We start from the raw sequence: 26,385 nt of genomic DNA, 5'->3' as shown, positions 1-26,385 counted from the left end.
TCTAATGAGGTAGACATCATGAAAAAGTATCCAATACGTTTGGCTAACATGGAAGAAGCGACGGCTTTTGTTAAAGCGACAAATCATTTTGAGTGCGATATGGACATTTGCAAAGGAAGTATAGTTATAGACGCCAAATCTATTTTAGGCATCATGACCATCTGGTCTGATTGCGATCTTGAACTGGTCATTTACAATAACAATCATGACGATGTTTTGGAATCGTTATCACCATTTCTGGTAAATCAAAAAACTGCATAACTACTACATAAAAAGCAAAAAGAGGCCTCACAAAACTAACTATGATCTGTTAGTTTTCGTCAGCCTCTTATTTAAATTAATTACGATTTAATTGAAATTCATCTACCAGTTCTTTTAATACTGCAGCCATATCAGACAGCTCTTTGCTGGCAGCTGCACTTTCCTCTGCAGTTGCGGAGTTGGTCTGTACGACTGCTGAGATCTGATCGATGCCCACAGTAACCTGACGGATTGCTTCCGACTGTCTGACGGAGGCTTGTGAGATCCGTTCTATCATCTCCGATACGGAACGGGTGCTTACAACTGCCGTTGAAAGAGACTCTGCTGCGTCTTTTACCAGGCCAGAGCCATTCATAACTGACTGAATGGAGTTCTCAATCAGGTGTGTGGTATTCTGAGCCGCTTCTGAGCTTTTCGAGGCCAGATTGCGGACTTCATCTGCCACTACGGCAAATCCTTTTCCCGCTTCTCCTGCCCTGGCTGCTTCCACAGCCGCGTTGAGTGCAAGGATATTGGTCTGAAATGCAATATCTTCAATGGTCTTGATAATCTTGCTGATCTCCCTGGAATTCTCACTGATTTCCTCCATGGCAGTAACCAGAGCCTCCATGTGTCTGCTGCTGGTTTCCAGCTCACCAGTGGCTACAACCGCCTGTTCATTGGCGCTGGTGGAATCCTGGGCATTCTTATCAATGTTATGAGAGATGTCATTGATGGTGGCAGCCAGCTCTTCTACTGCACTGGCCTGCTCTGTTGCCCCCTGTGCAAGTGCCTGTGAACTTCCGCTTATGTTCTGTGATCCATAAGCTACCTGTTCCGACGCATTTACAATCCTCTCCATGGTTAACGTTAAGGTACTGCTGATTTTAAGCAGGGCATTCTTAACCTTCTCAAAATTCCCTTTGTAATCATATTTCAGCTGGAACGCCAGATTCTTGTCTGCAATCTGGTTGAGAACAGAAGTAATTTCATCAATATAATTTACATAATCTTTCAGCTGTAACACGGTATTGCCCAATGAAGCAGCGACCATACCAATCTCGTCATTATCAAAGTTCTCCATAGCCAGATCCAGTTTACCTTCTGCAATCTGTTCTGCAACATTGGACAGATTTTTAAGGGGCTTTGTCAACCGTCTGGAAATAAGAATAATTAAGAGAACCAGTAGTGCCGATCCCAGTAAAAAGACAGAGACAATTGTGACAGTAACAGCCGTGCGGGAAGCAAGTACTTCTGATCTGGGTATACTGGAGAGTACTAGCCAGCCGGAATTTCCCACCTTATTTACTGCACCGAAATAATTTTCCTTATTCATGGAGTATGTATAGCTTCCTGCTGCCTGTCCGGTTATGGCCTGTTTAATATTATCAGATATCTCCACTTCCGAAACATTCTTCTGAATCATATCATTGTTGGGGTGATAAACAATTTGTCCTCCCTCAGTGGCCAGAACCACGAATCCTCCTGTCCCGATTTTGTAATTACTCATAATAGTCACAAGCTGGGACAGCTTAATATCCAGTCCCATCACACCAAGGGGTTTTCCAGTGCTGCTGTCAAATACGCCGCAAACGGCACTGACAATGACCTGTCCGGTACTGGCGTCCACATATGGCTCCGTCAATATTGGGTGATCCAGTTCCATCGCCCGGTACCAGGGCCTGCTTGAGATATCCCATCCTTCCTCGGATGTAAAGTTGTCCGACTGGGTTACCTGACTTAAATCCAGATCTGCAACCCATGCAGCAAGAATGTTATCCTTATCCGTTGCCTGTATCTTGTCCAGGGTTTTCTTTATCTCCGGATATCCCTGGCTGTCAGGCATTCTGACGTTTCCAGTGGCATTCTTTAAATACTCTTCCACCTGCTGGCTTGCCGCAGCACTCTTCATCTCAGCCAGGTAAAAAGTCAGGAAAGAGTCCACCTGATTTGCCGCCGCTAAGGATGCCGAATTAAGATTTTCCATAGACTGATGTTCCATGCTTTTTCCTACCTGCATAGTAATCAGGAACCCTGATAAAATTAATATTACTATGACTGGAGCAGAAATACCGAAAAGCAGCTTTGTAAATATGCGTTTTTTTCTCTTGTTCATCATAGACATCCTTTCTCCTCGTAAGTATACTTTAATATAGCATGGAGATTTATGGATCGCAACTGCTTAGAAAATCAATTAATTTTCGAAAGAGTTTCATTAATATTCTTAACATTAACGGAAAGGACGGCTGATGAGAACTCAACCGTCCCGCTTTCTTTTATTATGACTGAATAAGAAAATAAGATTCCATGATTTCCCTAAGCTTTTCTTTGTCCGTCTCTTTTAACGGAACCAGAGGAAGCCTGTATTTCTCTTCACACAGTCCCAATACAGATAAAGCCGCTTTCACCGGTACAGGATTTACATCCATAAACATAGCATTCATAATGCGTAATAACTCTAACTGCATATCTTTGCTCTTTTTCACCTGTCCCTCAAAAAACAGCTGACACATGGTATGCATTTCCTGGGGCATGATGTTGGCCAGAACAGAAATCACACCCTTCCCCCCAAGAGACATAATCGGTACAGTCTGATCATCATTTCCCGAATAGAGATCCAGCCGGTCTCCGCACAGCGCAGCAACTTTTGCAATATGGGAAATATTCCCGCCAGCCTCCTTCACAGCTCTTATATTAGGATGCTCCGAAAGCTTTAAATAAGTTTCAGGCTCAATATTAACCCCTGTACGCGTGGGAACATTGTATAAAACAATCGGAATATCCACCCGGTCTGCTATGGTATTAAAATGCTCCACCAGACCATGCTGGGATGTCTTGTTGTAGTAAGGAGTGACCAGCAAAAGAGCTGATGCTCCAAGTGATTGTGCCTTTCTGGAAAGCCTTACTGAGTTTGAGGTGGAATTGCTCCCCGTCCCCATAATTACAGGAACCCTGTGATTTACATAATGCACCACAAATTCCAGCAGTTCTGTCTTTTCCTTCTCTTCCAGTGTTGAGGATTCCCCCGTCGTTCCGTTTACAACAATTGCATCTGTACCATTTTCCAGCTGAAATTTCAACAGCCGTTCCATAGCCACAAGGTCCAAATTCCCATGTTTATCCATAGGCGTAACAATGGCTGCAGCAGAGCCTTTAAAAATCCCATCATTCATAGACATTCATTCCTAAAAAATAGGTTCATACTAACAGAAATATGACAAACATTCCCAGATGGTACCATACACAAATCATTTTTTTTATCATATAAACCAGTATAAGGAGTGATGACCGTATGCATAAATTTCTTCTATTAGGCGGCGACTCAAGACAGCTTTATTTAAGCCGCATTTTAACTGAAAACGGCTTTTTTACTGTTCTTCATTCTGACGGAGACGACCCAGACTTCTCACTGAAGGAAGCCATGGAAACCAGTAATATTATTCTCTGTCCTATCCCGTTCACCAAGGATAAAATCAGCCTGTTTTCTGCCCATGAAATGAACGACCTTGGAATTGGCAATCTTTTAAGCCATCTTACCTCCGACCATATCCTGTTTGGAGGCAATATTCCGGCATATGTGAAAGAATATGCCAGAAAAAATGAAATTGGCTGCTTCGACTATATGGATATGGAAGATGTCACCATAAAGAACACCATTGCAACTGCAGAAGGCGCCATTGCGGAGGCCATACGGGTAAGCCCCGGCTGTCTCCATCAGAGCAGTTGCCTGATCACCGGTTTCGGAAGATGTGCCAAAACCCTGGCACTTAAGCTAAAAGGCCTCGACCTTTCAATCACCATAGCAGGAAGAAAAGCAAACCAGCTGGCACTTGCATCAGCCATGGGGTTTGAAACGATTTTATTAAGTGATTTGGAAAAAGAAATAGGCAGATATGATTATATCTTCAACACCATACCAGCACTGGTCATTGATGAGAAACTTGTCTCTCTGGCCTCCCGGCAGGCAACCATTATTGATATTGCCTCTGCCCCAGGTGGTGTGGACTTTGAAGCCTGCAGGCAGCAGGGAATCCGTGCAAAGCTTTGCCTTGGCCTCCCTGGAATCTATGCTCCCGAAACCTCGGCGAAAATTTTATATGAAGCAATTCTCACCTGTTTATCTCAAACTGTTTAGGCAAAGGAGTGCACTATGAAGCTGGAAGGAAAGAAAGTAGGCCTGGCAATTACCGGGTCCTTTTGTACTTTTGACAAAATAGAGGAAGAAATAAAAGTTCTTGCAGATGAAGGGGCAGATATCTATCCCATTTTCTCTTCCAACGTCCAGACCACAGATTCCCGGTTTGGCAGCACGAAAGAATACATGGAACGAATTACTGAAATAGCAGGAAATAAGCCAATACTCCGGCTGGAAGAAGCAGAGCCCATTGGTCCAAAAGGATATTTAGACATCCTTCTGATTGCTCCCTGCACCGGCAATACACTGGCAAAGCTGGCAAACGGAATTACCGACTCACCAGTTCTTATGGCTGCAAAAGCACATTTAAGAAATGAGAAACCTCTGGTTATCTCTCTTTCTACCAATGATGCTCTTGGAATGAATTTTAAAAATATCGGCACACTCTACAATGTAAAAAATATTTATTTTGTGCCTTTTGGCCAGGATAATCCCGTGAAAAAGCCTAATTCCATGATTGCCCGAACTGAACTAATCAGTAAAACGCTGGAATATGCACTGGATGGAAAGCAGATTCAGCCAGTGATTATTTAAAAAACGACCTCCCCATTTCCATCAGGGGAGGTTTTTGTATATATTCAGTCAACTCACTTGAATTTATCCCCGCATCCGTTTACACTGAAAGCAAAATGGATCTATCTGATAAAACATTGGTTTAAGGGGGAGAAACTTGGATTGCCAAATATTAATAATAGACGATGATAAGGATTTATGTGTTTTAATCAAACAATGCGCTGCGAAAGAAGGAATAAGTGCAGATTATTGTCACTCAGGCTTAAACGGCATGGAAATGCTTGATAAAAAGAAATACCAACTTATTCTACTGGATGTGATGATGCCTGGAATGAATGGATTTCAGACATTGGATAAAATACGCAATAAAAGCAATATTCCTATCCTTATGCTGACCGCGAAAGATGACTCCACTTCAAAGATATATGGTCTTCGTTCCGGTGCTGACGATTATCTGCCGAAACCCTTCAATATGGAAGAATTAATTGCCCGGATTATTTCACTGGTTCGCAGATACACCCGTTTCAATGAAATACAGGACAGGTCCCAGCCGCTCATATATATGGGAATGAGTATTGATTTTGACAACAGAAGTGTTACAACTCAAAATGGGACCTTTGAACTGCCCCCTAAGGAATTTGATCTTCTGCTTTACTGTGCCAGAAACCAGGGCAGGATCTTAACAAAACAGCAGATATATGAAGCGGTATGGAAGGAAGCGTACGTTTATGATGACAGCAATATCATGGCGATTATCAGCCGCCTCCGTAAAAAGATAGAACCTGATCCAGGTACTCCCTTTTACATTCAGACTATTAAAGGAATTGGTTATCGTTTTAATAAGGAGGTATAAAAAATGGTTGTAATACTTCTTTTAAGCATCCTACTGTTTATATCACTTTCTTTTGCAATTTTCTGTTATTCAAAGTTACTTGCAGTCAGGAAGAAATTAGTAGAAATAACAGCGGCGTTATCAGATATTCAGGGCGGAAATGGTAACCGCAAAATTCTGGCTGTCCATAATGATCTAACCGCTGAACTTTCTTATCAACTAAATGAAATTGTATATCGTTATGAAGAACAGATCTATCAACTCAAGACAGCAGATAACGCAAACCGACAGCTTATGACCAGCTTGTCCCATGATCTAAGAACTCCTTTAACTACTCTGATCGGATATTTAGATGCCATAAAAAAAGGAATTGCCGGTCCTGATGAACAGGCGGACTATTTGGAAACAGCCCGATTGAAAGCACATAGTCTAAAGGACTATATTGACCAGCTGTTTGACTGTTTTAAGTTAAACTCAGACGATTTTACGTTGACTGCTGAAAAAATTGAGCTGGCAGAACTGACACGTAATATTTTAAAGAACTGGATACCTGTCTTTGAAGAGAATCAGCTTCAATATGAAATAGAGATACCAGAACAACCTGTTTTTATAAACGCTGATCCTGACGGTTATCAACGGATTATCAATAATCTAATCCAAAATGTAATCAGCCACAGCCATGCAGACAAAATAACATTTCAACTGTACATAAAAGAGGCAGCTGTTATTATTCGTATTCTGGACAACGGAATTGGAATTGCTCCGGCTGACTTACATCATATTTTTGATCGTTTATACAAATGTGATCAGGGACGTTCTGGCAAAGGCAGTGGTCTTGGATTGTTCATTGTCAGGCAACTGACTGAAAAGATGAATGGATTCATAGATGTGCAGAGTGAACCAGACATTTATAGTGAGTTTATAATTCATTTTCCGGCTGTTGAACCATAATTGCAAGATTAATGCAAGGTTCCGGCAAGGTTCATGCAAGGTTTCAGATTTAGAATGGTTTCAATGAGAAAAGGAGGTAATCTGATTTGAGTGATATGATCATTGAGACAATCAATCTTACAAAACAGTATGGTGAGCAGAAAAGCGTTAATAACATAAATCTCCAAGTAAGGCAAGGGCGTATTTATGGTTTGTTAGGGCGGAATGGAGCTGGTAAGACTACAACGATGAAACTGCTTTTAAATCTGACAGATCCGACTTCCGGAGAAATACGTATATTTGGAAAGAATATAAAAAAGGATGCAAAAAAAATATTGCCCCGAATCGGAAGTCTGATAGAATCACCTGGCTTTTATCCCAATCTGACTGGAACCGAAAACCTGAAAATTTTCGCATTGCTGAGGGGCACTCCCACCCGCAATGCAATACAAGATTCTTTGGAGACAGTTGGATTGCCTTATGGTGATAAAAAGCTGTTCTCACAATACTCACTAGGCATGAAACAGCGTCTTGCCATTGCTCTGGCAATTATGCATGATCCGGAGCTCTTTATTTTAGACGAGCCGGTGAATGGGCTTGACCCTATTGGAATTGCCGAAATGCGTTCTTTTATCCGAGAGCTAAGCAGCATTAAAAAGAAAACAATCCTTATTTCCAGCCATATTTTATCAGAGATATCTTTACTTGCAGATGACATTGGAATTATCCATCATGGTGTTCTGCTGGAACAGGAAAGTCTGGTTAATCTGGAAGAAAAAAACGAAAAATACCTGCATTTTATCATTTCAGATCCCTCTCAGGCTGCCAGAATTCTGGAAAAAAATTTTAACACAAAAAATTTTACTGTAGAGCAAGGTAACAGCCTTCGGATATATGAGGATCATCTGCCTGCTGCTTTATTAAATCGTACATTCGTAGAAAATGGATTAGAGGTTTCAGAAGCACGCACCTGCGAAGACAGCCTGGAAGACTACTTTAGGAGAATAACAGGAGGTGAAGGAATTGGCTAACCTTTTGTATGCAGAGTTGTTAAAATTTAAAAGAAAACGGCTTTTTACATTTGGTATGCTGTCTGCATTTATATTCCCCATTTTTAACGCAATACTTTTATCTGATTCAGATTTTGCAGATATCCAATCCGGAGTCAGGGAAGACAATGCCTTTTTAATTTTAATGCCTTTACTTATTCTTTTAGCAACAAACTTGTTTTTTACAGAACAGGATAATCATACACTTAAAAATCTGCTTTGTATTCCCATATCAAAAAAGAAGCTGGTACTCGTAAAGCTCCTGGTATTACTGATATTTTCAATTGCATTTCAAATTACAGGTTTTTTCGTCAGTACCTTATTTGTTGTTTCACAAAACATACCAGTTACAAAACCGCTTTTCCAATTCTGTCTAACTGCATCAACCGGCTTATTAATGTGGTCTGCTTCTCTGCCATGCATTGTCCTGGTTGTCTGGTTTAACAAGAATTATATTCTGTCTGTAATCATGGTCTTCTTCTACACTCTGATAAATTACACCTTGCATTTCAGTGACCTGATCATGATGCGTCCTCTTGGTTTAAATGCCGGAACGCTAATGCCTGTGCCTATTATTTTCCGATGGCTATATCAGTTCTACACGCCAACCGGAGTGATACAGACCACATTTTATCAACGTCTCAGTAATTACTTTGTTTCTACACCTATATGCTTTTCTGTTGTTCTTCTTGAAGCCATGATTTGCATAATTTGTATCATACAAATCTATGACAAAAGAGAATATTAAGAGAGGAGAATTATCAATGATTAGCATAATAAAAGCGGAATTTATTAAATTAAAACGTTTACATATCATACTTGTTGGTATGATTGGCATGACCTTTCCATCCATTCTTTCTATATTCACACAGAAAGTCACCATTCCAGAAAAACAGATTGAAAATTTTGATTTTGCAACCCTTTTCAATCATACTATATGGAATAGCACTACAATATTTATGCCTGTAATCTTCACTCTGATCGGAGGTTATCTTATTAACCGGGAATACAAAGATGATACATTAAAAAATCTTTTTACAACCTCAATCAGCTTTCCACAGTTGATATATGGAAAGCTGATTGCAATGGGTATAATAAGTATTTTGTTAGGCTTTTACAGTTATTTTATAACACTAATTGCAGGTTTCATAACTGGTTTAACAGTACCTGATCTCACCGCCTTATTAATAGGCTTTGAGCAAATGACTGTTATTTCTCTCTGTACCTTTATTTCAGTTTTACCCATTATTGTTTTTACCAGCAGGAAACAAGATGCTTTTATGGGTGGGGTTGTTGTATCTTTTCTTTTTGGCTACTTCTCTATGTTTATAAAAAATGCCACACTACGCAGTATATATCCCATATTATCCGGGCTCACCATAATCCGATTTGATACAAACCAGTACATGAATACATCTGGATCAGGTAGTTTTGCTATTTCACTCATTACTATGGCTATCTTACTTTTGTTAACAAACCTGCTTATTATAATGTGTTATTCTGGAAACACTCACACATAATCCTACACACATTTCCGAAATCCTTCTGCAAAAATACGATTTTTATAATCCCCCATACCACTGGTGTCCTCAATGTTATAACTCATGAGGTAGTGGGTTCTTGATGTTCCATAAATGACAAATCCGTGCTCCCCATAGAGTTCTGCAAAAGGAGCTGACTGGTAAACCATCAATAAAACAGGTTTTTTAGTCTCATCGGATAACTGAGTAATAAAATCAAGAAAATCATCTAATAGTTCCTTTACACGACCGGACTCAGACAATGTTACAGAGACATCTGTTATCTGGTCCGGCCGTTCCTTATATGCTAAGAATCCTGTGATTATCCCATTTAACCTGACGCTCCAAAAACAGGCATCTTTTCTGGATCTGTGAAACAGGTCACCAGCAATAATTATTTGTATCTCTTCAACCCAGCCACCATAATACTGATCTACAAATGGTTTTAAAAATTCTTTTCTTATCTTAATATACTGTTCCAGGTCCTCTTCGGCAACTGGTTCTATTGTATACCCTTTGCCAACCAGATCTTCAGATAATTTCATGTTTCCTCCTTACCAGCTACGGTCTGGATTCCCTCTATTTCTACCATTATATAGACAGTCCGGGTAATTATTCTTTCTAGAACCCTCTTCCACTGCTTTTGCAAACCCAGATCTTATCCTGTACGTAGCGTTTTACCAGTTCTTTCCCCATTTTCCCGTAAATTTTCGGATCTATCACGGAACTGTCTTCACTTAGAATCCTTTTTATCCCATCACTGAATGCAATCCTTAAATCCGTGGCGTAATTTACCTTACAGATGCCTTCCTGAATGCAGCTTCTAACAACCTCATCCTCTACGCCAGATGTCCCATGAAGTACCAGGGGAACAGGTACACACTTTTTAATTTCTCCCAGCAGATCCAGACGAATGCGGGGTGCCCCCTTATATATTCCATGTGAAGTTCCAATTGCCACTGCCAGAAAATCAATTCCAGTTTTCTCTACAAATTCTGCTGCCTGAGCCGGCAAAGTAAGACCGGAATTCTTGCTGCTCCTGCCATCCTCTTTACCTCCTACACACCCCAGCTCCGCCTCTACCGGAACCCGGCAGGGGCGGCATGTCTCTACAACCCGTCTGGTCAATCCTGTATTCTCCTCCAGTGGTAGTTGTGAACCATCTATCATAATAGAGGTATACCCTTCCCGTAATGCCTGAACTGCCAGTTCAAAGCTGCTGCCATGATCCAGGTGAAGAGCAACCGGGACCGTGGCTCTCTCCGCTACCGCCTTTACATTGGCATAGTAAAGATTGAAACCTGCATATCTGACGGTAGACGGTGTTGTCTGTAAAATGACAGGCGACTGCATCTCCTGCGCAGCTTCCACTACTGCCATGACCATCTCCATATTTTCTACATTAAAAGCCCCGACGGCATAATTTCCTTTCTGTGCATCCAGCAGCATTCCTTTTGAAGTAACTAATGGCATCTTTTTTCTCCTATTCTTCTGTAATGAGCCGTATCATCTGATCCTTCCCCGTACATTCTTTCAGCCTGGACAAAAACCGGGGTTCCATAAGCTTTTTCGAAAGAGCAGAAAGGAGTTTTAAATGAGCTTCATCTTCACCCTCTCCCACAGCAATCATGAATACCGCATATACCGGTTCTCCATCGGAAGAATCAAATGAAATTCCCTTCTTTGATAATCCAACTGCTACTCTGGGCATACGAACGGCCGGGGATTTTCCATGGGGGATTGCAATTCCGTTTCCAAATGCTGTAGAAGAAATCTTCTCCCTCTTTATGATCTCTTTCTTAAACGCTTCTGCATCCTGTAAAACTCCATCTTCATAAAGCATTGCCACCATTTCATCAATGACTTGCTCTTTTCCGGTATTTTCAAGCGAAAGGCAAACAGTTTCTTCTTTTAATAAATCTTCAGATAAAGCAGTCTTCTTTTTCGAAACAGGAGTCACTAAAATATAAAGCACTGCCCCTACAAAAGAACCCAGCAAAATACATAAAACCCATACAACCGGTTTATTCACCAGACCTAGTATCAGAAAGCCGCCATGAGGTGCCGGAACTTCAACCCTCATCAAATAAGTAGCGATAGCCGAAATGGAGGAACTTAACATAAGAATGGGAATGACTTTTAACGGATTCTTCGCTGCAAAAGGAATCGCCCCTTCTGTAATATGAGTAAAACCTAGAACATAATTAACCAATGCTGCCGTCCGGTCATCCTCCGAAAAGCGGTTTCTCTTAATGGTCGCTGCAATAGCCAGAACCAGAGGGGGCGTAATGCATGCGGCGGAAACACCTGCCATAAAATAGTAATTCCCCTGTCCAAGAAGAACGGTCCCCGTCACATAAGCAGCTTTATTAACCGGACCTCCCATATCAAATGCACACATACAGCCAATTACAATTCCCAACAGAACCGGGCTGGTATTCTGTATCTTAGACAATGCTGCCATCATCCATTGATTAAGAGCCGCACATGGCTGGGCAAACAGCATCATCAGGATTCCCACTCCGCCAATGGTTACAATTGGCACAATGAAAATGGACTTTAGCCCTTCCAATTGCCTGGGAAGTCTTCTTAATGAACGGACAACCCCCTGGGAAAGATACCCGGATAAAAAGCCAGCCACAATTCCTCCGAGAAATCCCGCATCAGTACCAGCTGCAATGGCTCCTCCCACCAGACCTGCCAAAAGCCCTGGGCGTCCGCCGATGGACTGGGCGATAAATCCGCTGAGAACTGTTACCATCAGTCCCATGGAATAACCGCCCACCGACTTTATCATGGCAGCTACCGGGTTATACTGATCCGATGCCGGATCAAAGGAATAAATACCCCACAGAAATGAAATGGCGATCAGTACACCACCTGCTACCACAAGGGGAAGCATATGAGAAACACCGTTCATCAGATGCTTATAAATCTGACGTGCAGCATTCTGGTTTTCACCGGGATTATGATTTTGAATGACTGCCCCTCTCCTTACCGGCACTTTCCCAGAGAGACAAGCCTGAACCAGTTCCTCTGCCTTGCTGACCCCGTCTCCAACCGACACCTCCAAAACCGGCTTTCCGTTAAAACGATCCAGATCCACACTTTTATCGCTGGCGACAATTATGGCATCTGCTCCTTTGATATCAGCTTCCGTTAACGCATTCTCAACCCCGATGGCTCCGTTGGTTTCCACTTTGATCTGACACCCCAGTTTTCCTGCTGCCGCTTTTAAAGCCTTTTCTGCCATAAACGTATGGGCAATCCCCGTAGGACAGCCTGTTACTCCAAGTAATTTCATACTCCCTCCACCTTTCTCACTATAATTTCTTTTTCATAGTTCTCAACTTTATCCATTAAACCAAGCCCGCTGCTCTCTGCCACATTGGCACCTACCGCTGCGGAACGCTTTAATGCCCTCTCAATCTCATCTGGTCGTTCCAGCCATATACTTAAGAAACCTGCAAGTGCCGCATCACCGGCACAGGCCGAACTGACCAGTTCTATCTTCTTAGCCCCTGCATGGTATAAATCACTTCCGTTGTAAAAATACGATCCCCGCTCTCCCAAAGTTAAAAGAATATTTTTTGCTCCCCCTTCATGGAGGTCCTGAAGCACATCTTTGATATCAGCCTCATCTCTCATTACGATTCCGAAGATATCCTTAATCTCCTCATCGTTGGGTTTGATAAGATAGGGCCTGGTCCTCATCAGATTTTTAAGATAAGGAGAACTGATGTCCAAAATAACAGCCGTCTGCTTCTTCCTGCAGATATCCAGAATCTCATCATAAAAAGAATCTGTCAGCCCTTTTGGCAGGCTTCCGCTGACAATTAGCGTATCCATATCCTCAAGAGCTTCCATAAGCCTGCACAGCTCTCTCTGCTTGTTTTGAGAAACATAAGACCCTTCATTAACAAATTTGTATTCCTCGGTCCTGTCATTTAAAAAGATATTGATTCTGGTTGTATCCTCCACCCATACCGGATATACCAGAATTTCCATCTTCTGTGTCTCCTCAACAATATACCGCCCGGAGAAACCGCCGAAAAAACCAAGAACAGCGGACTGTGTTTCAAACCTGTTTAAGCAATAGCTGACGTTTAACCCCTTGCCGTTGGGAGTATAAACAGCATCAAACGTCCGATTAACCACCTTTCCCATAATTCCATTAGACGAGATATTCATATCAATCGCCGGATTTGCCGTCAATGTATAGATCACTTTATTCCACCTCTCCTTTTATGAAAATCTCTGCTCACCTGTCATTATAGAGAAGATTGCTATGAAAATCTTTTCAGGTTATGAAAAAGGAGTCTTAGACAGACTCCGAAATATAGTCAATGATAATTCTGCAAATCATATAAAGAGCAATTCTCGAAGACACCTCGAATTCCTTAATTGCCTGGTGAGCATGCTTATATCCCACAAGAGCAATGTTGCTGTATGAAATTAACTGGGACTGCGGATTGCAGCAGCAGGATATCACACAGTTTCCTTTCTGACTGGCTGTGGCAGCTGCCAGAATCAGTTCCGGTGTCTGGCCGTTTAAAGACAGGATAAATAAAATATCCTTTTCTTTCATCTTGGACGCTTTCACTCTCATGATGTTGGGATCATCGGAAAAGAAAACATCATAACCAAGAAGCTGTAACTTTAAGGAAAACTCCTGGCCAACATAAGTAGTCAGCCCTCTCGCAAATACAGAAATCTGATGTGCATCTTTCATGCATTCAATAACTTTCAGTATATCAGTGAGTGAAATACGCTCATGCACAGCCTGCGCCTCTATTAGTGTCTTATTAAAAAGTTCATTGATGTTCTGAATCTCTTCACTCTTTGCTTTATGTCCTGAGCGATATCTCAGTTCATTAAAACCATTCAGCCCGCATTTACGAATCGCCCTTGAAACGGTGGATGGTGATGAAAATGTCTCAAATGCAATATCAACAATCGACATTCCGGCAAGTGTTCCTTCATGGCCGTTTATGTAATTTATAATTTCACGTTCTGTCTTTGTTAAATTCCCTATAATATTCGTATCAAGCGGAATAATCATGATAAACCTCCATCCCCTGTTCCGTCTGCGCAGTCGCATTCATGCAACTCACAGGGTAAAAAAAATAGTGATAGCCTCCTCTCTGCTCAGAGGTATTATCTTTACAATTTTGTTCATCTCTTCTACAGTAAACGTATCTCCCCTTCGTTTCATCTTTCGGTAAAATGTACATCTGCTCATTCCGATGGCATCAGCAATTACCTCCTGGGTAATTCCAGACTCAGCCATCTTCCCTTTTAACTTTTGTATATTCAAATAACTCACCCCTCCCCAGTTGCATTTATGCTACTACACAATATAAGAATAGCTCATTGAAATTGAAAAGTCAATATCCAAATCCCTGTTTTGCGTCACTTCCTGTTGCAGTTTCAGAACAGCGGAATAAAATTAATATCAAAAGAAACGTTCGGATTGAATCGTTTCTCATCAATCCGAACGTATTCCTGACAAAGAGCTACTTTGTAAAATCCAAAAGTACCTTTAGCATATGTGCACCATTGCTGCTGAAATCTTCAAAGGCCTTTGCCCCTTCCTCATAAGGATATTCATGGGTAATTACCTGATCTAAATTGACTCCGCCATCTTTTACCAGATCTATTAATTCTATAAAATCCTTATTCATTGCATTCCGGCTGCCATAGACATTCAGTTCCTTCTTCTGAATCATAGTAAAATTAAAGTCCAGATTCTTTTTACCAACACCTATAATAACCACTTTTCCTCCAAATGCTGCAGCCTCAATGCAATCCTGAAAGGTGGAGGGCTGACCTACCGCCTCTATACATACATCAAATCCGTAAACTGCTTCATTGCCGTTAATTGATATACTGCCAGTAATCTCTCTGGCCGCCTGAAGAAGCGCATGAGGGCTGTCATTTAAGATGGTTCCTGCAAACTCAAAATGTTCCATTGCATAATCAAGCTTTTCTTTTGCCACATCTGATATGTAAACCTGGCCTCCCAGAGCTTTTGCCGCAATTGCAGCCAGAACGCCGATGGTTCCAGACCCTACAACCAGAACTCTATCTCCCTTTTTAATTCCTGCACGCTGTATCCCATGATAACCGATACAGAAGGGTTCAATAGCTGTCAGCACCTTGGGAGAAAGTCCTTTTCCATCAAATATTCGTTCCAAAGGCATAGTGATGTATTGACAGAAGGCACCATCCGTCTGGCAGCCCATGGTGTGATTATCCATGCAGGCATTGACAAGCCCTTTTTCACAGCTGTAGCAGGCATCACAGTTAAAATAAGGGTTGCAGGTAACAATCATTCCCTTTTTCAGCCCATATTTATTGTCTTCATCAATTTCCATAATCTCTGCGCTAAACTCATGACCTGGAATTCTTGGATAATCAAAATACGCAAATGTTCCCCGGTAAGAGCCTAAATCACTTCCGCAAATACCTCCGTATAAAATTTTTAGCAATGCCTCTCCCGGCTTTCTTACTGGTTTTTCAACCTCTTTTACTTCCACCTTTCCAGGTTCCACTATATAAATTGCTTTCATTTTGTCATTTCTCCTTATTTTCAGAACCTACCAAAGCATTCCATCCTCATCAAAGGGCAGCTCCATTGGCTCCGATTCTATCTCAATGGTTTCCATTCCCTTAATTTCCTCTAAGTAAACCTCGGAAAGCATAATATGCTCCAGATGGAGGCTGTTGGGAATTCTGACAACTCTTGGCCGGGTCTTGTCGATCTCGTTGCAGCTTTTAATACAAACCTGAATTGCTTCCTTATCACTTTCCATTATAATTGGAATCCGGACTCCTCCAAGCACGGTGCAGGTGATTGCATTTGGATACATGGAAGCTAAATCCAGTTTATCAAAAACACGTTTTGTGGTAGCGCTTGAAAATCCTAATCCAATGCCGTTTCCGTGGGTTTCTTTGCTTAAATCCAGAACCGCCACCCTTTGAGCAGTAATACCGCCAGTGGCATAGGGAGAACAAAAGGTACCGGTTATATTGGGATCCATTCCGTCACCGCTATAGTTTTTTCCTATCTCATCTACAATCAGAACATCACAGGAATCCACCAGAATTCTTGCCATATAGGAGGAAGCTTCTTTTAAAAGGACTGGCTCCATTTCCTCAATCTCATCTGCATTTACCGCTACGATCTTACAGGTCTCATCGTAGGCATTTTCTATGGTTGGAACTGCAAATAAGACAGGAGCATGCCTGATTATGGCCTTTCCGAATAAAGGCACATTTTTTGCCATATGTTTAAATCCTGCTTCATGACAGACTTGCGCCCCATACTGTTTTCCCAATCCAATTGCCATCATTTTCATAATTCCGCTTTCATAGGGACCCCGGAACGCTGTATGAGGTTTGATTCTGCAGCCAATAACAATGCCATCGGATTCCGCTGCGTATTTATCTATGTAAACATCCTTTCCTTCTTCATTCACTCCGATTTTCTTTACCTCCATAGAAGAAAGGATGGGGCACTGAAGATATTCTTCTGTAATTCCATAGCCCCTGAGAATCTCTCTCTGTCCCGCAGCAGTACTCCCCCCATGGCTTCCCATGGCAGGAACAACAAAGGGCTGTGCACCCTTTGATTTAATAAAATCTGCAATGCACTTTGTGGTTAACGCATTATTTGCTATTCCCCTGGAACCTGCTGTAATAGCAATTTTCATTCCCGGTTTAATCTGGGAAGAAAACTTTTCTTCTGAAAGCAGTTTCTTTATTATGCCAGGTATCTCTTCTGGTTCGATTTTATTACGGGGAAATATCTGACGGACCCGAAACATTCTGGGCACCGTCACATCCTTTACCAAGTCAGCCACAAAAGGTCTTTCTCTCATGTTAATACCCCCCTTTTATTCACCTAAATAAGCTTTTTTAACCTCTTCATTCCGAAGCAGATTCTCACTGGTGTCGTGAAGAATGATTTCTCCATTCTGCATCACATAACCCCGATCCGCCACATTCAAAGCTATTTTTGAATTCTGCTCCACAAAAAGAACGGAGGTTCCCTGCTTGTTAATTCGAACAATGGATTCGAAAATTTCTTTTATAATAATAGGCGCCAGTCCCAGTGATGGTTCATCCAGCAAAATCATTCTGGGATTGCACAGCAGGGCACGGCCGATTGCCAGCATCTGCTGCTCACCTCCAGAGAGAGTGCCCGCAAGCTGGGTTCTTCGTTCATACAATCTTGGGAACATTTCATATACATGATCAATATCCTTGTTAATATTTGCCTTATCCTTACGGATATAGGTTCCCATCTGAATATTCTCTGCAACAGTAAGCTTTGAGAATACATGTCTTCCCTCTAAAACCTGCACCAGACCCTGACCTGCAATTAAATGCCCTCTGGTTCTTCCGATGTTCCTGCCATCAAAAAGGATTTCCCCTTTCACACCAGATGCTGCCGTCAGTCCGGAAACAGTCTGAAGAGTTGTGGTTTTTCCCGCTCCGTTAGCACCTATTATGGTTACAATCTCACCCTCATCCACATAGAGGTCAATCCCATGCACCACTTTAATATTTCCATAAGAATACTGAAGGTTTTTTAATTCCAATAAATGTTTTCCCATTATTCACCTCCCAGGTAAGCTTCAATTACAGCAGGATTGTTCTGGATTTCCAAGGGAGCGCCTTCTGCAAGCAGCTTACCATAGTTTAAAACATACATATAATCAGCAAGCCCCATCATCAGCTTCATATCATGTTCAATGATCAGAATGCTGACCCCTCTTTCTACTATTTTCTTGCACAACACATCAAGCTCATTCTTCTCTGTGGCATTCATTCCTGCAGCCGGCTCATCAAGCAGCAATATCTTAGGATCGCTTGCCAGGGCACGGCAGATTTCAAGAAGCCTCTGTTTCCCATAGGAAAGGGAACCTGCCGGTTCATCCTTTAATTCCAGAAGCCCTACGAAATCCAGCAATTTTAAAGCCTTTTCATAAGCCTTTTTCTCCTCTTCTCTTTCTTTTTTTGTCTTAAAAAGAGAATCTGTAACGCTGGAATTCAGTCTGGAATGCATACCTACGATTACATTTTCATATACTTTCATTTTTTTAAACAAATTGATGATCTGATAGGTGCGGCTGATTCCTGCTTTATTGATCTGATAAGGGCGGTAACCCTGAATTTCTTTCCCTTCAAATATTATCTTTCCTTCATTTGGAGTATAAACACCGCTGATGCAGTTGAAAAAAGTTGTTTTACCCGCACCGTTTGGACCAATGAGGCCAGTGATTTTCCCATCTCTTACTTCCATGGAAACATCATTATTCGCCACCAGACCGCCAAACCTTAAGGTTACGTTTTTGACCTTCAGCATTTATTTACTCCTTTCTTTTTGAATTTTACTGCAACGTCCTGATATGCCCCATAAAGACCCCCTGGCAGCACAACAATTACAATTAAAAGCAAAACACCGTAAATTAACAGCTGATACTTTTCCGTAGCACGGAGCGCCTCGTTTAATATAAGTACCGATACTGCACCAAAAATGGGACCAAAGCGGGAAGCCGTTCCGCCAAATAAAAGCATGGTAAGAAACATAACAGACTGCTTGTACATAAATGTGTCCGGGCTGATGAACTTCACGCAGTGAGCATACATTCCACCGGCAAAGGCTGTAAAAAATGCGCTGATGGCAAATGCCAGTATCTTATAATTCCGGACATTGATTCCCATTCCATCCGCTGCATGAGAATTCTCTCTGATTGCTATAAAAGCCCGTCCAACTTTGGATTTTATCAGATTGTTTTTCATAAGAAGAAAAACAAGTACACTGATCAGTCCAAAATAATAAAACTTGCTGTAGGTATTCAGTTTATATCCAAAAATGCTTACCGAATCTGTAAAAAATCCTGTAAAATTGCCCGTGATCTCATAGGGAGACTGAGCAACCAACTGATACACGATCTCTCCAAAGGCAATCGTTGCCAGGGAAAGAAAATGAAAAACCAGCTTGGAAGCAGGATAAGCCAGACCTGCACCGATAACAGCTGCCAGAAAAGCAGCAATTATCATGGTAAGAATCACCGGAATATGGGTATATTTATGTAGAATCGCAGATCCATAAGCCCCAATTGCAAAAAAGGCTGCATGTCCCAGCGATATCTGGCCGCTATAACCAAACACAATGTCCAGACCCGACACTGCTATGATGTAAATAAAGATAAAGCTCACAATTGTAAATGCATACTCAAAATGTATCACATTGAGAAGCACAGGCATTAATAAGAGGACCAAAAGAATTATTAAGTCTTTTTTTCTGTTTAATATCGCATTTTTTAATCGTAGATTCATTCCATTCTCCTCCCTAATCCTGAATTGCCCGCTCATTAAAAATACCAGTAGGCTTAATAAATAAAAACGTAATTAGCAGGATATAAGCCACCAGATCTTTATAAGAGGAGGAAATATATGCGGAAGTAAACGTTTCCACCAATCCAAGAATCGCGCCCCCAAGCATGGCACCGTACATATTGCCGTAACCTCCCATTACTGCACTGGCAAAACCTTTTCTTCCAATGGTCGCACCCAAGGTTGTATATACCCCGTAAAGGGGTCCGATGAGCATACCTGCGAGCGCAGCCACTGCTGCAGAAATCCCCCAGGTAAGCCCCGTGGCAAGAGATACATTGATTCCCAGACTTCTGGCAGCCAGCGGGTCCATGGCAGCAGCTCTCATGGAAGTGCCAAACCTGGTATGCTTCATAAAGATATGAAGAGAAACCATACATATCATAGAAACTAAAATGCAGACAAATGCTTCTGTCTGAATGTTTACACCAAGAATTCTTATATTGGTAACATGAAATATTCTTGGAAAGTTAATGGACTGAGTCCCCCATACCAGCATAGATCCGTTCTGAATGATATAGGAAACCGCAATGGTAGCCAGAACCGTATAGATTGGCAAGGTTCCCTTTGCAACAAGCTTACTGATGATGCCCTTCTCCAAAACCATTCCAAACCCCAGCATAATAATAAAAACAATAATCACTGTAAGAATAAAGGGAATATGAAAAACCCCATAAAAGGTATATCCCAAAAATGCGCCTAATGTAAGAATATCGCCCTGTGTAAAGTTAAGCATTCCTGAAGCCTTATAAATCAGGCTGTAGCCAAGTGCAATCAGTCCATAAACGCAGCCCAGCACAAGACCCGAAACAAGAATTTGTATTATCATTTCTTACCTCCAAGGAAACCGCCTATATTCCACCTGACCGGATATAGGCGGTCCATACTATATGTTTTATCACTGTGCCAGTTTAGAAATATTTCCTGCCTTAATCCACTCATTAAAGTCTAAGTATTTTCCATCAATAATAATGTAATCGTTTAGTGTATGAAGTCCTTCCCGGGTTCCGTCAGTGAAATCAAGCATTCCTCCAAGAGATTTAAAATCCTTGATCTTGCTGATTGCATCTTTGATTGCTTCCTTATCATTGCTTCCTGCTATCTTCGAGGCCTCCCAGAATACCATCATCGCATCCCAGCTTCTGTATGCGCAGTCATGAAACGGCATTACACCATACGCTTGATAGTAAAGCTCCAAAAATTCCTTCATTTCAGGATCTTTTGCTTCTTCAACACTGCTGTATACCACGTATGGATAAGCAAATACCCAGTTGTTAACTGCATCCCCAGCCACATTAATTGTATCAACCGGAATCCCCTCACGGTTAAAGCAGAGTTTATTAAATCCAAGCTGCCGCAGCTGCTTTGCAAAAATTGCCTGAGTCGGACCATTGGTAGAGCAGAATACTGCATCTGGTTTCGAATTAATCATCTTAGCCACCTGACCGGAGAAATCTGTATCCCCCTCTGTGTAACTTTCAATGGTAGTAACTTCAATTCCCGCCTTTTTTGCTTCCTCTATAAACGTTTCAGCGCTGGTTTTTGCAGCATCATCAAGACCGCGGAATACCGCCACCTTCTTAACATCTAAATTCAGCATCTTCTCCGTAACATGAGGCATGGAAAGAGCGGTATTTAATCCTGCACGGAAAACATATTCCCATCCCTGCTGCATCCATGTGGGACTGTTGCCCGTTCCGATAGTAGGAATCTTAGCTTCATTATAGATTCCACCTGCCGCAAGAACGTTGCTGCTTGTTAAAGAGCCCAGGATGGCATCCACCTTATCTACCTGAATCATCTTATTGGCAATTTTAACTGCTTCCTCAGGAGAACCCTGATCATCATAATTTACAAGCTTAATTGGTACCCCATTAAAACCGCCCTCCTTATTAATCACCTTAACAGCCAGTTCCGCTGCCATATTGGCAGATTCTCCAACCTGGGCATTGACACCAGTCAAAGGCTGGGGATTTCCTATTACAAAAATTTCTCCTGCCTCAGCAGTGCCAGTTGTGCTCTCCGAAACAGCCGCACCTGTCGTGGTTTCTTCCGTCTTTGTACTTGTTTTTCCAGCCCCGCATGCGGTTAAGAACATTGTTAAACTTAAACCCAGTGCAAGAATTTTAGATAACTGCTTTTTCATTTTTACTTCCTCCATTTTTTATTATTATCTTTAAAAGATATCGTGGTTAACTGAAAGCCCCTTCTCCTGACTTTCATAGATTGAGAAAATCTAAATTCCTGTTTTATTCACCTGTTATTTTACTTATATTTAACTAATATATCAGATGAAATATAGCCACATAATATACTAATAAAGACTCTCCGTCAAGTTATTTTCTGTATATTTTATATAAATTTTCTTAATTGTATAATATTTGATCAGTTTATTTGCATATTTGAAACATTTTATAGTTTTATGATTTGTGCCATTTGTTTTGCAACAGATTCTTTTTCTGCCAGCAAAAAAAAATGCTGAAAATGTGCTTTTTCAGGCATATTCTCAGCATTCAATATTTATTTAACGCATTCATCTATTTTATAATATTATAACATTGATTTTTTAGGGAAAATCAAATCCATTGCATTATTCCAGGAATTTCTAATATGCATTTTATAATTTTCAAGAACATCTGCATCATTATTACAAAGCATTGAATCTAAAATCTCCAGATGCTCCTCAATGGAAAGTGTATAGTTTAAGTTAACCTTTGCACAATATACCCTTATTCTGTTACTATGATCTGCTACCACATTCAGCAACTCTTTCAAAAAGCTATTCTGAGACTGAGAGATGACCGTATTATGTAAACAATCGTCCAGCCCAGTGTAATATTTCACATATTCTTCATGATCTTTAAACTCAGGCGGATTCTGAAAGGAATTATACATTTTTTTAAGCCAGTCTTTGCTTAATCTGTTATAACACTCTACCGCTATATAAGGCTCATTCAGTAAACGCACCTCATAAATTGCATTGACCAGATTATAATCGATTTCTCCAACTAAAGTTCCTTTTCGCGGATATATTTTAACAAATGAATCCTTTTCCAATCTTTGAATCGCTTCGCGAATGGGAGTCCTGCTCATGCCTAATTCTTTCTGTAACTCCATATCAGAAATATCCTGCAAAGGAAGATATTCGCCCAGTATAATCTTATTTTTTATATATTCATAGGCATTTGAAAATTTGTCTTCTTTTACCGATTTATCCATGTCTACCCCCTTCTGCTATGATGTTTCAAGTCAAACAAATCACCTCTGTCACCATAATCACGAAGCAAACTTCAGAATTTTAGTTTGCCCGTCTCTAGTTTATTTCATTAATTATTGAATTGTCAACACTTATTTTGATAATTATGTAACAATATGATTCAATTTTGACATTTGGTGTTAAAAATAGAAATTATTAAATATCCTGTGCCTAAATTGATAACAATAAAATGCAGATGCTGTGCCTGACTGTACCAAACACCCCATCTGCAAATTGACTGGGCAATCTATATAATATTATCGCATTTACGCTACTTTGGAAGCAAAAAAATTTTAGCTGCTTCTTCCTTTGTCAAAGATATGAACTTTATCATTCTGTTCATCTCCTGTACAGTGAAAGTATTACCCTCTTTTTTCATCTTACGGTAAAAAGTACATCTGCTGATACCCATAGCATCTGCAATTGATTCCTGGGTCAATCCGGAATCCGCTATCTTATCCTTTAACATGTATATATTCAAATAATTCACCTCTTTTCAGTTGCATTTATGCCACTATTATATCATAAGAATAGCCTATAAAAAATAAAATGTCAATATACAAGTCAGCCCAGGGGGCATAAGTGTTGCATTTTTGCAACATCAATGGTATGATATTAACAGGAGGTATGAACATGTCAATCACTGGTCAGAGAATTAAAGAAAGAAGAAAACAATTGGAAATGAGTGCTGACGATATCGCCGCTGAGTTAGGCGTTTCACGGTCTACAATTTTCAGATATGAGAACGGACAAATAGAAAAAGTTCCTGCTAATGTTTTAGAAAAGCTGGCGGTCATTCTTAGAACTACCCCTGCTTATTTAATGGGCTGGCAGGATGACTGTTTTGAATACCCAGATTCCGGAGCAGATGCTTCCCCATGGATTCATCGGCCTGCAAGCGGAAGCGAAGATTTCTTCCGCGAAGATGAAGGAAAAGGATATCACACCAACGATAGCTTAGGTGCCATTATTAACAGCGCCGGTCCGGACGACAGAGATAAGATCACTGCCATGGTAAAGATTTATCTGACTCTGACTGATTCCGGTAAGAGAAAAGCCAGCGATTATATGGTGGATTTATCCGAACAGCCAAAGTACCGAAAGCTATGACTTAAACCTGCTGTTTCTTAAGGATTTTTTACCAGTAAAAAATCTTGCTTCTGGTAATAAAATCTTGCTGATTTGTATTTCATTTTATGATAAAATAAAAAGGATTTTTTTATATAAACAATACTATAGAAAAGCAGGAACAGTTGAACTATGGAATCAAAATTAGAAAAAAAGTATGGACTATTTACAGCCATTGCGATGGTTGTAGGCATCGTGATTGGAAGCGGTGTATTTTTTAAAGCCGAAAAGATTCTGACTGCAACAGGGGGAAATTTAAAGCAGGGAATTCTGGCCTGGATCATCGGCGGTATTATTATGATTTCCTGCGCTTACACATTTTCTGTTATGGCTACGAAGTATCAGTACATTAACGGTATTGTGGATTACGCGGAAGCAACCGTAGGAAAAAAATATGCCTATTATGTAGGAAGTTTTATGGCTATTATTTACTACCCTACCATTACTTCAGTCCTTGCATGGGTATCTGCCCGGTATACCTGTGTCATCTTCGGTTTTTCCATTACCGGTGGAGAATGTATGACCATAGCCTGTCTCTATCTGGTTTCCAGCTTTACAATCAACGCATTATCCCCTGTTTTAGCAGGAAAATTTCAGGTAAGCACCACTGTCATTAAGCTCATTCCCTTATTCCTTATGGCAATTGTTGGGACCTTTACAGGACTTCGCAACGGAATGACTGCTTATAATTTTACCCATACCGTATCTGCCAGCACCGCCAACGGGTTATTTACAGCTGTTGTTGCCGCCAGCTTCGCCTACGAAGGCTGGATTATTGCAACCTGTATCAATGCAGAACTTAGAAATGCAAAAAGAAATCTGCCCCTTGCCTTAATTTCTGGTACCTTAATCACTATGGCAGCGTATATTCTGTATTACATCGGACTTGCAGGAACCGTTAAAAATGAAATAATCATGGCAGGTGGTGAAGCAGGAGCCAAGCTGGCATTCCAGACTGTTTTCACCTCAATAGGCGGAAATCTGTTATTTGTATTTGTAATTATCTCCTGTCTGGGCACGTTAAACGGGCTGATGCTTGGCTGCACCCGGGGAATTTATTCTCTTGCTGCCAGGGGCTTAGGACCAAAACCAAAGGTTTTCAGTCAGGTAGATTCCATGACCAACATGCCTGTTAATTCAGCTATTTTAGGGTTATTTCTTTGCGGCATCTGGCTGTTCTATTTCTACGGAGCAAATCTGACTGCCAGCTGGTTTGGATTTTTCACTTTTGATTCTTCTGAACTTCCGATTGTCACTGTTTATGCTTTATACGTTCCAATCTTTATTATGTTTATGGTAAAGAGCAAAGGACTTAACTTCTTTAATCGTATCTTAATGCCCTGTTTATCCCTTGCAGGCTGTGCATTTATGATTATTGCCGCATGGTTTGCCCACGGAATGGCTGTGGTTGCTTTTCTTATTGTATTTTTTGTTGTTATGGTATTTAGTGCTTTGATTTCACATCGGTCAGAGACAATAAATAAATAAAAATTCAGGGCTGGTTTCCCATAAGAGGATTCCAGCCCTTTTCCACTTCCAATCATTTCAATACAGAACCAGTCATTCTTGACTGACCTGTTTTTTTGTGATAACATAACAGTTGTTATGCAGATACAACAAGATTGGAGACAGCAATTATGAAGCAAAATTTGGAGATCCCGTTTTCACCGGAGTCCGATGCCGGAACAACCCGCGAACGGCTTATAGAGGCTGGTATAGAAGAATTTTATGAAAAAGGTTACAGACAGGCCAGTCTTCGCAGAATTTGTGCTGCCTGCGGCGTTACTACCGGTGCCTTCTATTTTCATTTCTCCGGAAAACAGCAGCTGTTTTCCACTATTGTGGAACCAGTTATAGAACAATGGACCAGTCTTGGAAACACTCTTGCGGACCGGGAGCTCAAAGATCAGTCCACCGCCCTGGATAACGACCGGGCTATGATGGATCTTGAACTCAGACACCGCAGAGAGATACTCATACTGCTGGAAAAATCCACTGGCAGCGGAAAAGAGCATTTTATGGATAATCTAAAGCAGGAACTTAAAAAACATTTTATGACTCATTTTACAAAAGCCATCGGTCACGTACCCGATCCAGAATTCATACAGCTTCTGGCAGAGATGCGTATCTACGGAAACATACAGCTATTAAAAGGTAATTACGACAGGTCACAGACATTATTTTTCAATGATATGCTGGCTTGTTATGCAGAAGGCGGGTTTACACATCTAATACAAAATCATAAAGAGCAGTTATAGAATCCAGGGCATGGTGCCCTGGATTTTTTATATAACAAAAACAGGCAGCTGTTATGC

At 41.0% G+C, this 26,385-nt stretch carries 28 protein-coding genes; 11 read left to right on the top strand and 17 right to left on the bottom strand.

The window, feature by feature from the left end; all coding sequences use genetic code 11:
• Positions 1 to 18: 18 nt before the first annotated feature.
• Positions 19 to 261 carry an HPr family phosphocarrier protein gene (locus ACOAOT_RS22640; RefSeq protein ID WP_420219014.1) on the top strand — a complete coding sequence of 81 codons (243 nt, stop codon included), beginning with the start codon at positions 19 to 21 and terminating at the stop codon, positions 259 to 261.
• Between the two features lie 76 nt (positions 262 to 337).
• Here the strand turns inward: ACOAOT_RS22640 and ACOAOT_RS22635 are convergent, their stop codons facing one another.
• Positions 338 to 2,359 (bottom strand): methyl-accepting chemotaxis protein, encoded by a 2,022-nt coding sequence (locus ACOAOT_RS22635; protein WP_420219013.1) that lies wholly within the window; start codon positions 2,357 to 2,359, stop codon positions 338 to 340.
• Between the two features lie 160 nt (positions 2,360 to 2,519).
• The gene (gene dapA / locus ACOAOT_RS22630; protein WP_420219012.1) at positions 2,520 to 3,413 is read right to left on the bottom strand and encodes a 4-hydroxy-tetrahydrodipicolinate synthase; all 894 of its coding nucleotides are present in this window, start codon (positions 3,411 to 3,413) and stop codon (positions 2,520 to 2,522) included.
• A gap of 119 nt (positions 3,414 to 3,532) precedes the next feature.
• Here dapA and dpsA point away from each other — a divergent pair, with 119 nt between their 5' ends.
• The 7 genes from dpsA (at position 3,533) to ACOAOT_RS22595 (ending at position 9,279) form a co-directional block, all read left to right on the top strand.
• Complete coding sequence (gene dpsA, locus ACOAOT_RS22625; protein WP_420219011.1) at positions 3,533 to 4,375, top strand: dipicolinate synthase subunit DpsA; 843 nt, start codon at positions 3,533 to 3,535, stop codon at positions 4,373 to 4,375.
• 15 nt (positions 4,376 to 4,390) lie between these two features.
• On the top strand, positions 4,391 to 4,969 hold the full coding sequence (locus ACOAOT_RS22620) for a dipicolinate synthase subunit B (protein ID WP_420219010.1): 579 nt from the start codon (positions 4,391 to 4,393) through the stop codon (positions 4,967 to 4,969).
• Positions 4,970 to 5,105: 136 nt separating this feature from the next.
• Positions 5,106 to 5,801, top strand: a complete 696-nt coding sequence (locus ACOAOT_RS22615) for a response regulator transcription factor (protein ID WP_420219009.1) — start codon at positions 5,106 to 5,108, stop codon at positions 5,799 to 5,801.
• Between the two features lie 3 nt (positions 5,802 to 5,804).
• The gene (locus ACOAOT_RS22610; RefSeq protein ID WP_420219008.1) at positions 5,805 to 6,731 is read left to right on the top strand and encodes a sensor histidine kinase; all 927 of its coding nucleotides are present in this window, start codon (positions 5,805 to 5,807) and stop codon (positions 6,729 to 6,731) included.
• 86 nt (positions 6,732 to 6,817) lie between these two features.
• Complete coding sequence (locus ACOAOT_RS22605; protein ID WP_420219007.1) at positions 6,818 to 7,741, top strand: ABC transporter ATP-binding protein; 924 nt, start codon at positions 6,818 to 6,820, stop codon at positions 7,739 to 7,741.
• Positions 7,734 to 8,507, top strand: a complete 774-nt coding sequence (locus ACOAOT_RS22600; protein WP_420219006.1) for an ABC transporter permease — start codon at positions 7,734 to 7,736, stop codon at positions 8,505 to 8,507. The genes ACOAOT_RS22605 and ACOAOT_RS22600 overlap by 8 nt, the downstream gene beginning before the upstream one ends.
• Positions 8,508 to 8,523: 16 nt before the next feature.
• The gene (locus ACOAOT_RS22595; RefSeq protein ID WP_420219005.1) at positions 8,524 to 9,279 is read left to right on the top strand and encodes an ABC transporter permease; all 756 of its coding nucleotides are present in this window, start codon (positions 8,524 to 8,526) and stop codon (positions 9,277 to 9,279) included.
• A 2-nt stretch (positions 9,280 to 9,281) separates the two neighbouring features.
• On the opposite strand, the gene ACOAOT_RS22590 is transcribed toward ACOAOT_RS22595, so the two are convergent.
• The 15 genes from ACOAOT_RS22590 to ACOAOT_RS22520 all read right to left on the bottom strand — a co-directional run bounded on the left by ACOAOT_RS22590 (position 9,282) and on the right by ACOAOT_RS22520 (position 23,423).
• Positions 9,282 to 9,824 (bottom strand): hypothetical protein, encoded by a 543-nt coding sequence (locus ACOAOT_RS22590; protein ID WP_420219004.1) that lies wholly within the window; start codon positions 9,822 to 9,824, stop codon positions 9,282 to 9,284.
• 76 nt (positions 9,825 to 9,900) lie between these two features.
• Positions 9,901 to 10,752 carry a class II fructose-bisphosphate aldolase gene (locus ACOAOT_RS22585; protein ID WP_420219003.1) on the bottom strand — a complete coding sequence of 284 codons (852 nt, stop codon included), beginning with the start codon at positions 10,750 to 10,752 and terminating at the stop codon, positions 9,901 to 9,903.
• A 10-nt stretch (positions 10,753 to 10,762) separates the two neighbouring features.
• Positions 10,763 to 12,583: a fructose-specific PTS transporter subunit EIIC gene (locus tag ACOAOT_RS22580; protein WP_420219002.1), complete on the bottom strand. Its 1,821-nt coding sequence runs from the start codon at positions 12,581 to 12,583 to the stop codon at positions 10,763 to 10,765.
• Entirely contained in the window at positions 12,580 to 13,506 is a 927-nt protein-coding gene (locus tag ACOAOT_RS22575; RefSeq protein ID WP_420219001.1) for a 1-phosphofructokinase family hexose kinase, read from the bottom strand. Before ACOAOT_RS22575 ends, ACOAOT_RS22580 begins: the two co-directional genes overlap by 4 nt.
• A gap of 94 nt (positions 13,507 to 13,600) precedes the next feature.
• Positions 13,601 to 14,341, bottom strand: a complete 741-nt coding sequence (locus ACOAOT_RS22570) for a MurR/RpiR family transcriptional regulator (RefSeq protein WP_420219000.1) — start codon at positions 14,339 to 14,341, stop codon at positions 13,601 to 13,603.
• Between the two features lie 48 nt (positions 14,342 to 14,389).
• Entirely contained in the window at positions 14,390 to 14,596 is a 207-nt protein-coding gene (locus ACOAOT_RS22565; protein WP_420218999.1) for an XRE family transcriptional regulator, read from the bottom strand.
• 199 nt (positions 14,597 to 14,795) lie between these two features.
• Positions 14,796 to 15,851, bottom strand: a complete 1,056-nt coding sequence (locus ACOAOT_RS22560; protein ID WP_420218998.1) for a zinc-binding alcohol dehydrogenase family protein — start codon at positions 15,849 to 15,851, stop codon at positions 14,796 to 14,798.
• A 27-nt stretch (positions 15,852 to 15,878) separates the two neighbouring features.
• A complete protein-coding gene (locus tag ACOAOT_RS22555) occupies positions 15,879 to 17,162 on the bottom strand; it encodes a nickel pincer cofactor-dependent isomerase, group 22 (protein ID WP_420218997.1) in 1,284 nt (427 codons plus the stop codon).
• A gap of 15 nt (positions 17,163 to 17,177) precedes the next feature.
• Positions 17,178 to 17,900 carry an ABC transporter ATP-binding protein gene (locus ACOAOT_RS22550; protein ID WP_420218996.1) on the bottom strand — a complete coding sequence of 241 codons (723 nt, stop codon included), beginning with the start codon at positions 17,898 to 17,900 and terminating at the stop codon, positions 17,178 to 17,180.
• Positions 17,900 to 18,652 (bottom strand): ABC transporter ATP-binding protein, encoded by a 753-nt coding sequence (locus ACOAOT_RS22545; protein WP_420218995.1) that lies wholly within the window; start codon positions 18,650 to 18,652, stop codon positions 17,900 to 17,902. The genes ACOAOT_RS22550 and ACOAOT_RS22545 overlap by 1 nt, the downstream gene beginning before the upstream one ends.
• The gene (locus tag ACOAOT_RS22540) at positions 18,646 to 19,629 is read right to left on the bottom strand and encodes a branched-chain amino acid ABC transporter permease (RefSeq protein WP_420218994.1); all 984 of its coding nucleotides are present in this window, start codon (positions 19,627 to 19,629) and stop codon (positions 18,646 to 18,648) included. Before ACOAOT_RS22540 ends, ACOAOT_RS22545 begins: the two co-directional genes overlap by 7 nt.
• Positions 19,630 to 19,642: 13 nt before the next feature.
• Entirely contained in the window at positions 19,643 to 20,515 is an 873-nt protein-coding gene (locus tag ACOAOT_RS22535; protein ID WP_104437890.1) for a branched-chain amino acid ABC transporter permease, read from the bottom strand.
• Between the two features lie 69 nt (positions 20,516 to 20,584).
• Positions 20,585 to 21,832, bottom strand: coding sequence for an ABC transporter substrate-binding protein (locus ACOAOT_RS22530; protein WP_420218993.1), 1,248 nt, complete (start codon positions 21,830 to 21,832; stop codon positions 20,585 to 20,587).
• A 404-nt stretch (positions 21,833 to 22,236) separates the two neighbouring features.
• On the bottom strand, positions 22,237 to 22,905 hold the full coding sequence (locus ACOAOT_RS22525) for a GntR family transcriptional regulator (protein WP_420218991.1): 669 nt from the start codon (positions 22,903 to 22,905) through the stop codon (positions 22,237 to 22,239).
• A 308-nt stretch (positions 22,906 to 23,213) separates the two neighbouring features.
• Positions 23,214 to 23,423 carry an antitoxin Xre-like helix-turn-helix domain-containing protein gene (locus ACOAOT_RS22520; RefSeq protein WP_420218990.1) on the bottom strand — a complete coding sequence of 70 codons (210 nt, stop codon included), beginning with the start codon at positions 23,421 to 23,423 and terminating at the stop codon, positions 23,214 to 23,216.
• A gap of 152 nt (positions 23,424 to 23,575) precedes the next feature.
• Here ACOAOT_RS22520 and ACOAOT_RS22515 point away from each other — a divergent pair, with 152 nt between their 5' ends.
• The 3 genes from ACOAOT_RS22515 to ACOAOT_RS22505 all read left to right on the top strand — a co-directional run bounded on the left by ACOAOT_RS22515 (position 23,576) and on the right by ACOAOT_RS22505 (position 26,328).
• Positions 23,576 to 24,052 carry a helix-turn-helix domain-containing protein gene (locus tag ACOAOT_RS22515; protein ID WP_420218989.1) on the top strand — a complete coding sequence of 159 codons (477 nt, stop codon included), beginning with the start codon at positions 23,576 to 23,578 and terminating at the stop codon, positions 24,050 to 24,052.
• Between the two features lie 150 nt (positions 24,053 to 24,202).
• On the top strand, positions 24,203 to 25,558 hold the full coding sequence (locus ACOAOT_RS22510) for an APC family permease (RefSeq protein ID WP_420218988.1): 1,356 nt from the start codon (positions 24,203 to 24,205) through the stop codon (positions 25,556 to 25,558).
• Positions 25,559 to 25,707: 149 nt separating this feature from the next.
• Positions 25,708 to 26,328, top strand: coding sequence for a TetR/AcrR family transcriptional regulator (locus tag ACOAOT_RS22505; protein ID WP_420218987.1), 621 nt, complete (start codon positions 25,708 to 25,710; stop codon positions 26,326 to 26,328).
• Positions 26,329 to 26,385 lie beyond the last annotated feature (57 nt).

The sequence above is a fragment of the Lacrimispora struthionigena genome (assembly GCF_048627165.1).
Classification (GTDB): Bacteria; Bacillota; Clostridia; order Lachnospirales; family Lachnospiraceae; genus Lacrimispora.
Note: the sequence above shows the minus strand (reverse complement) of the source record. Positions and strands in the feature narration are given on the sequence as shown.

Excerpts from the sequence above, each read along its gene's own strand:
- ACOAOT_RS22640 (WP_420219014.1), top strand. The coding sequence starts at position 19 with ATGAAAAAGTATCCAATACGTTTGGCTAACATGGAAGAAGCGACGGCT.
- ACOAOT_RS22635 (WP_420219013.1), bottom strand. The coding sequence starts at position 2,359 with ATGATGAACAAGAGAAAAAAACGCATATTTACAAAGCTGCTTTTCGGT.
- dapA (WP_420219012.1), bottom strand. The coding sequence starts at position 3,413 with ATGAATGATGGGATTTTTAAAGGCTCTGCTGCAGCCATTGTTACGCCT.
- dpsA (WP_420219011.1), top strand. The coding sequence starts at position 3,533 with ATGCATAAATTTCTTCTATTAGGCGGCGACTCAAGACAGCTTTATTTA.
- ACOAOT_RS22620 (WP_420219010.1), top strand. The coding sequence starts at position 4,391 with ATGAAGCTGGAAGGAAAGAAAGTAGGCCTGGCAATTACCGGGTCCTTT.
- ACOAOT_RS22610 (WP_420219008.1), top strand. The coding sequence starts at position 5,805 with ATGGTTGTAATACTTCTTTTAAGCATCCTACTGTTTATATCACTTTCT.
- ACOAOT_RS22595 (WP_420219005.1), top strand. The coding sequence starts at position 8,524 with ATGATTAGCATAATAAAAGCGGAATTTATTAAATTAAAACGTTTACAT.
- ACOAOT_RS22590 (WP_420219004.1), bottom strand. The coding sequence starts at position 9,824 with ATGAAATTATCTGAAGATCTGGTTGGCAAAGGGTATACAATAGAACCA.
- ACOAOT_RS22585 (WP_420219003.1), bottom strand. The coding sequence starts at position 10,752 with ATGCCATTAGTTACTTCAAAAGGAATGCTGCTGGATGCACAGAAAGGA.
- ACOAOT_RS22580 (WP_420219002.1), bottom strand. The coding sequence starts at position 12,583 with ATGAAATTACTTGGAGTAACAGGCTGTCCTACGGGGATTGCCCATACG.
- ACOAOT_RS22570 (WP_420219000.1), bottom strand. The coding sequence starts at position 14,341 with ATGATTATTCCGCTTGATACGAATATTATAGGGAATTTAACAAAGACA.
- ACOAOT_RS22560 (WP_420218998.1), bottom strand. The coding sequence starts at position 15,851 with ATGAAAGCAATTTATATAGTGGAACCTGGAAAGGTGGAAGTAAAAGAG.
- ACOAOT_RS22555 (WP_420218997.1), bottom strand. The coding sequence starts at position 17,162 with ATGAGAGAAAGACCTTTTGTGGCTGACTTGGTAAAGGATGTGACGGTG.
- ACOAOT_RS22550 (WP_420218996.1), bottom strand. The coding sequence starts at position 17,900 with ATGGGAAAACATTTATTGGAATTAAAAAACCTTCAGTATTCTTATGGA.
- ACOAOT_RS22545 (WP_420218995.1), bottom strand. The coding sequence starts at position 18,652 with ATGCTGAAGGTCAAAAACGTAACCTTAAGGTTTGGCGGTCTGGTGGCG.
- ACOAOT_RS22540 (WP_420218994.1), bottom strand. The coding sequence starts at position 19,629 with ATGAATCTACGATTAAAAAATGCGATATTAAACAGAAAAAAAGACTTA.
- ACOAOT_RS22535 (WP_104437890.1), bottom strand. The coding sequence starts at position 20,515 with ATGATAATACAAATTCTTGTTTCGGGTCTTGTGCTGGGCTGCGTTTAT.
- ACOAOT_RS22530 (WP_420218993.1), bottom strand. The coding sequence starts at position 21,832 with ATGAAAAAGCAGTTATCTAAAATTCTTGCACTGGGTTTAAGTTTAACA.
- ACOAOT_RS22525 (WP_420218991.1), bottom strand. The coding sequence starts at position 22,905 with ATGGATAAATCGGTAAAAGAAGACAAATTTTCAAATGCCTATGAATAT.
- ACOAOT_RS22515 (WP_420218989.1), top strand. The coding sequence starts at position 23,576 with ATGTCAATCACTGGTCAGAGAATTAAAGAAAGAAGAAAACAATTGGAA.
- ACOAOT_RS22510 (WP_420218988.1), top strand. The coding sequence starts at position 24,203 with ATGGAATCAAAATTAGAAAAAAAGTATGGACTATTTACAGCCATTGCG.
- ACOAOT_RS22505 (WP_420218987.1), top strand. The coding sequence starts at position 25,708 with ATGAAGCAAAATTTGGAGATCCCGTTTTCACCGGAGTCCGATGCCGGA.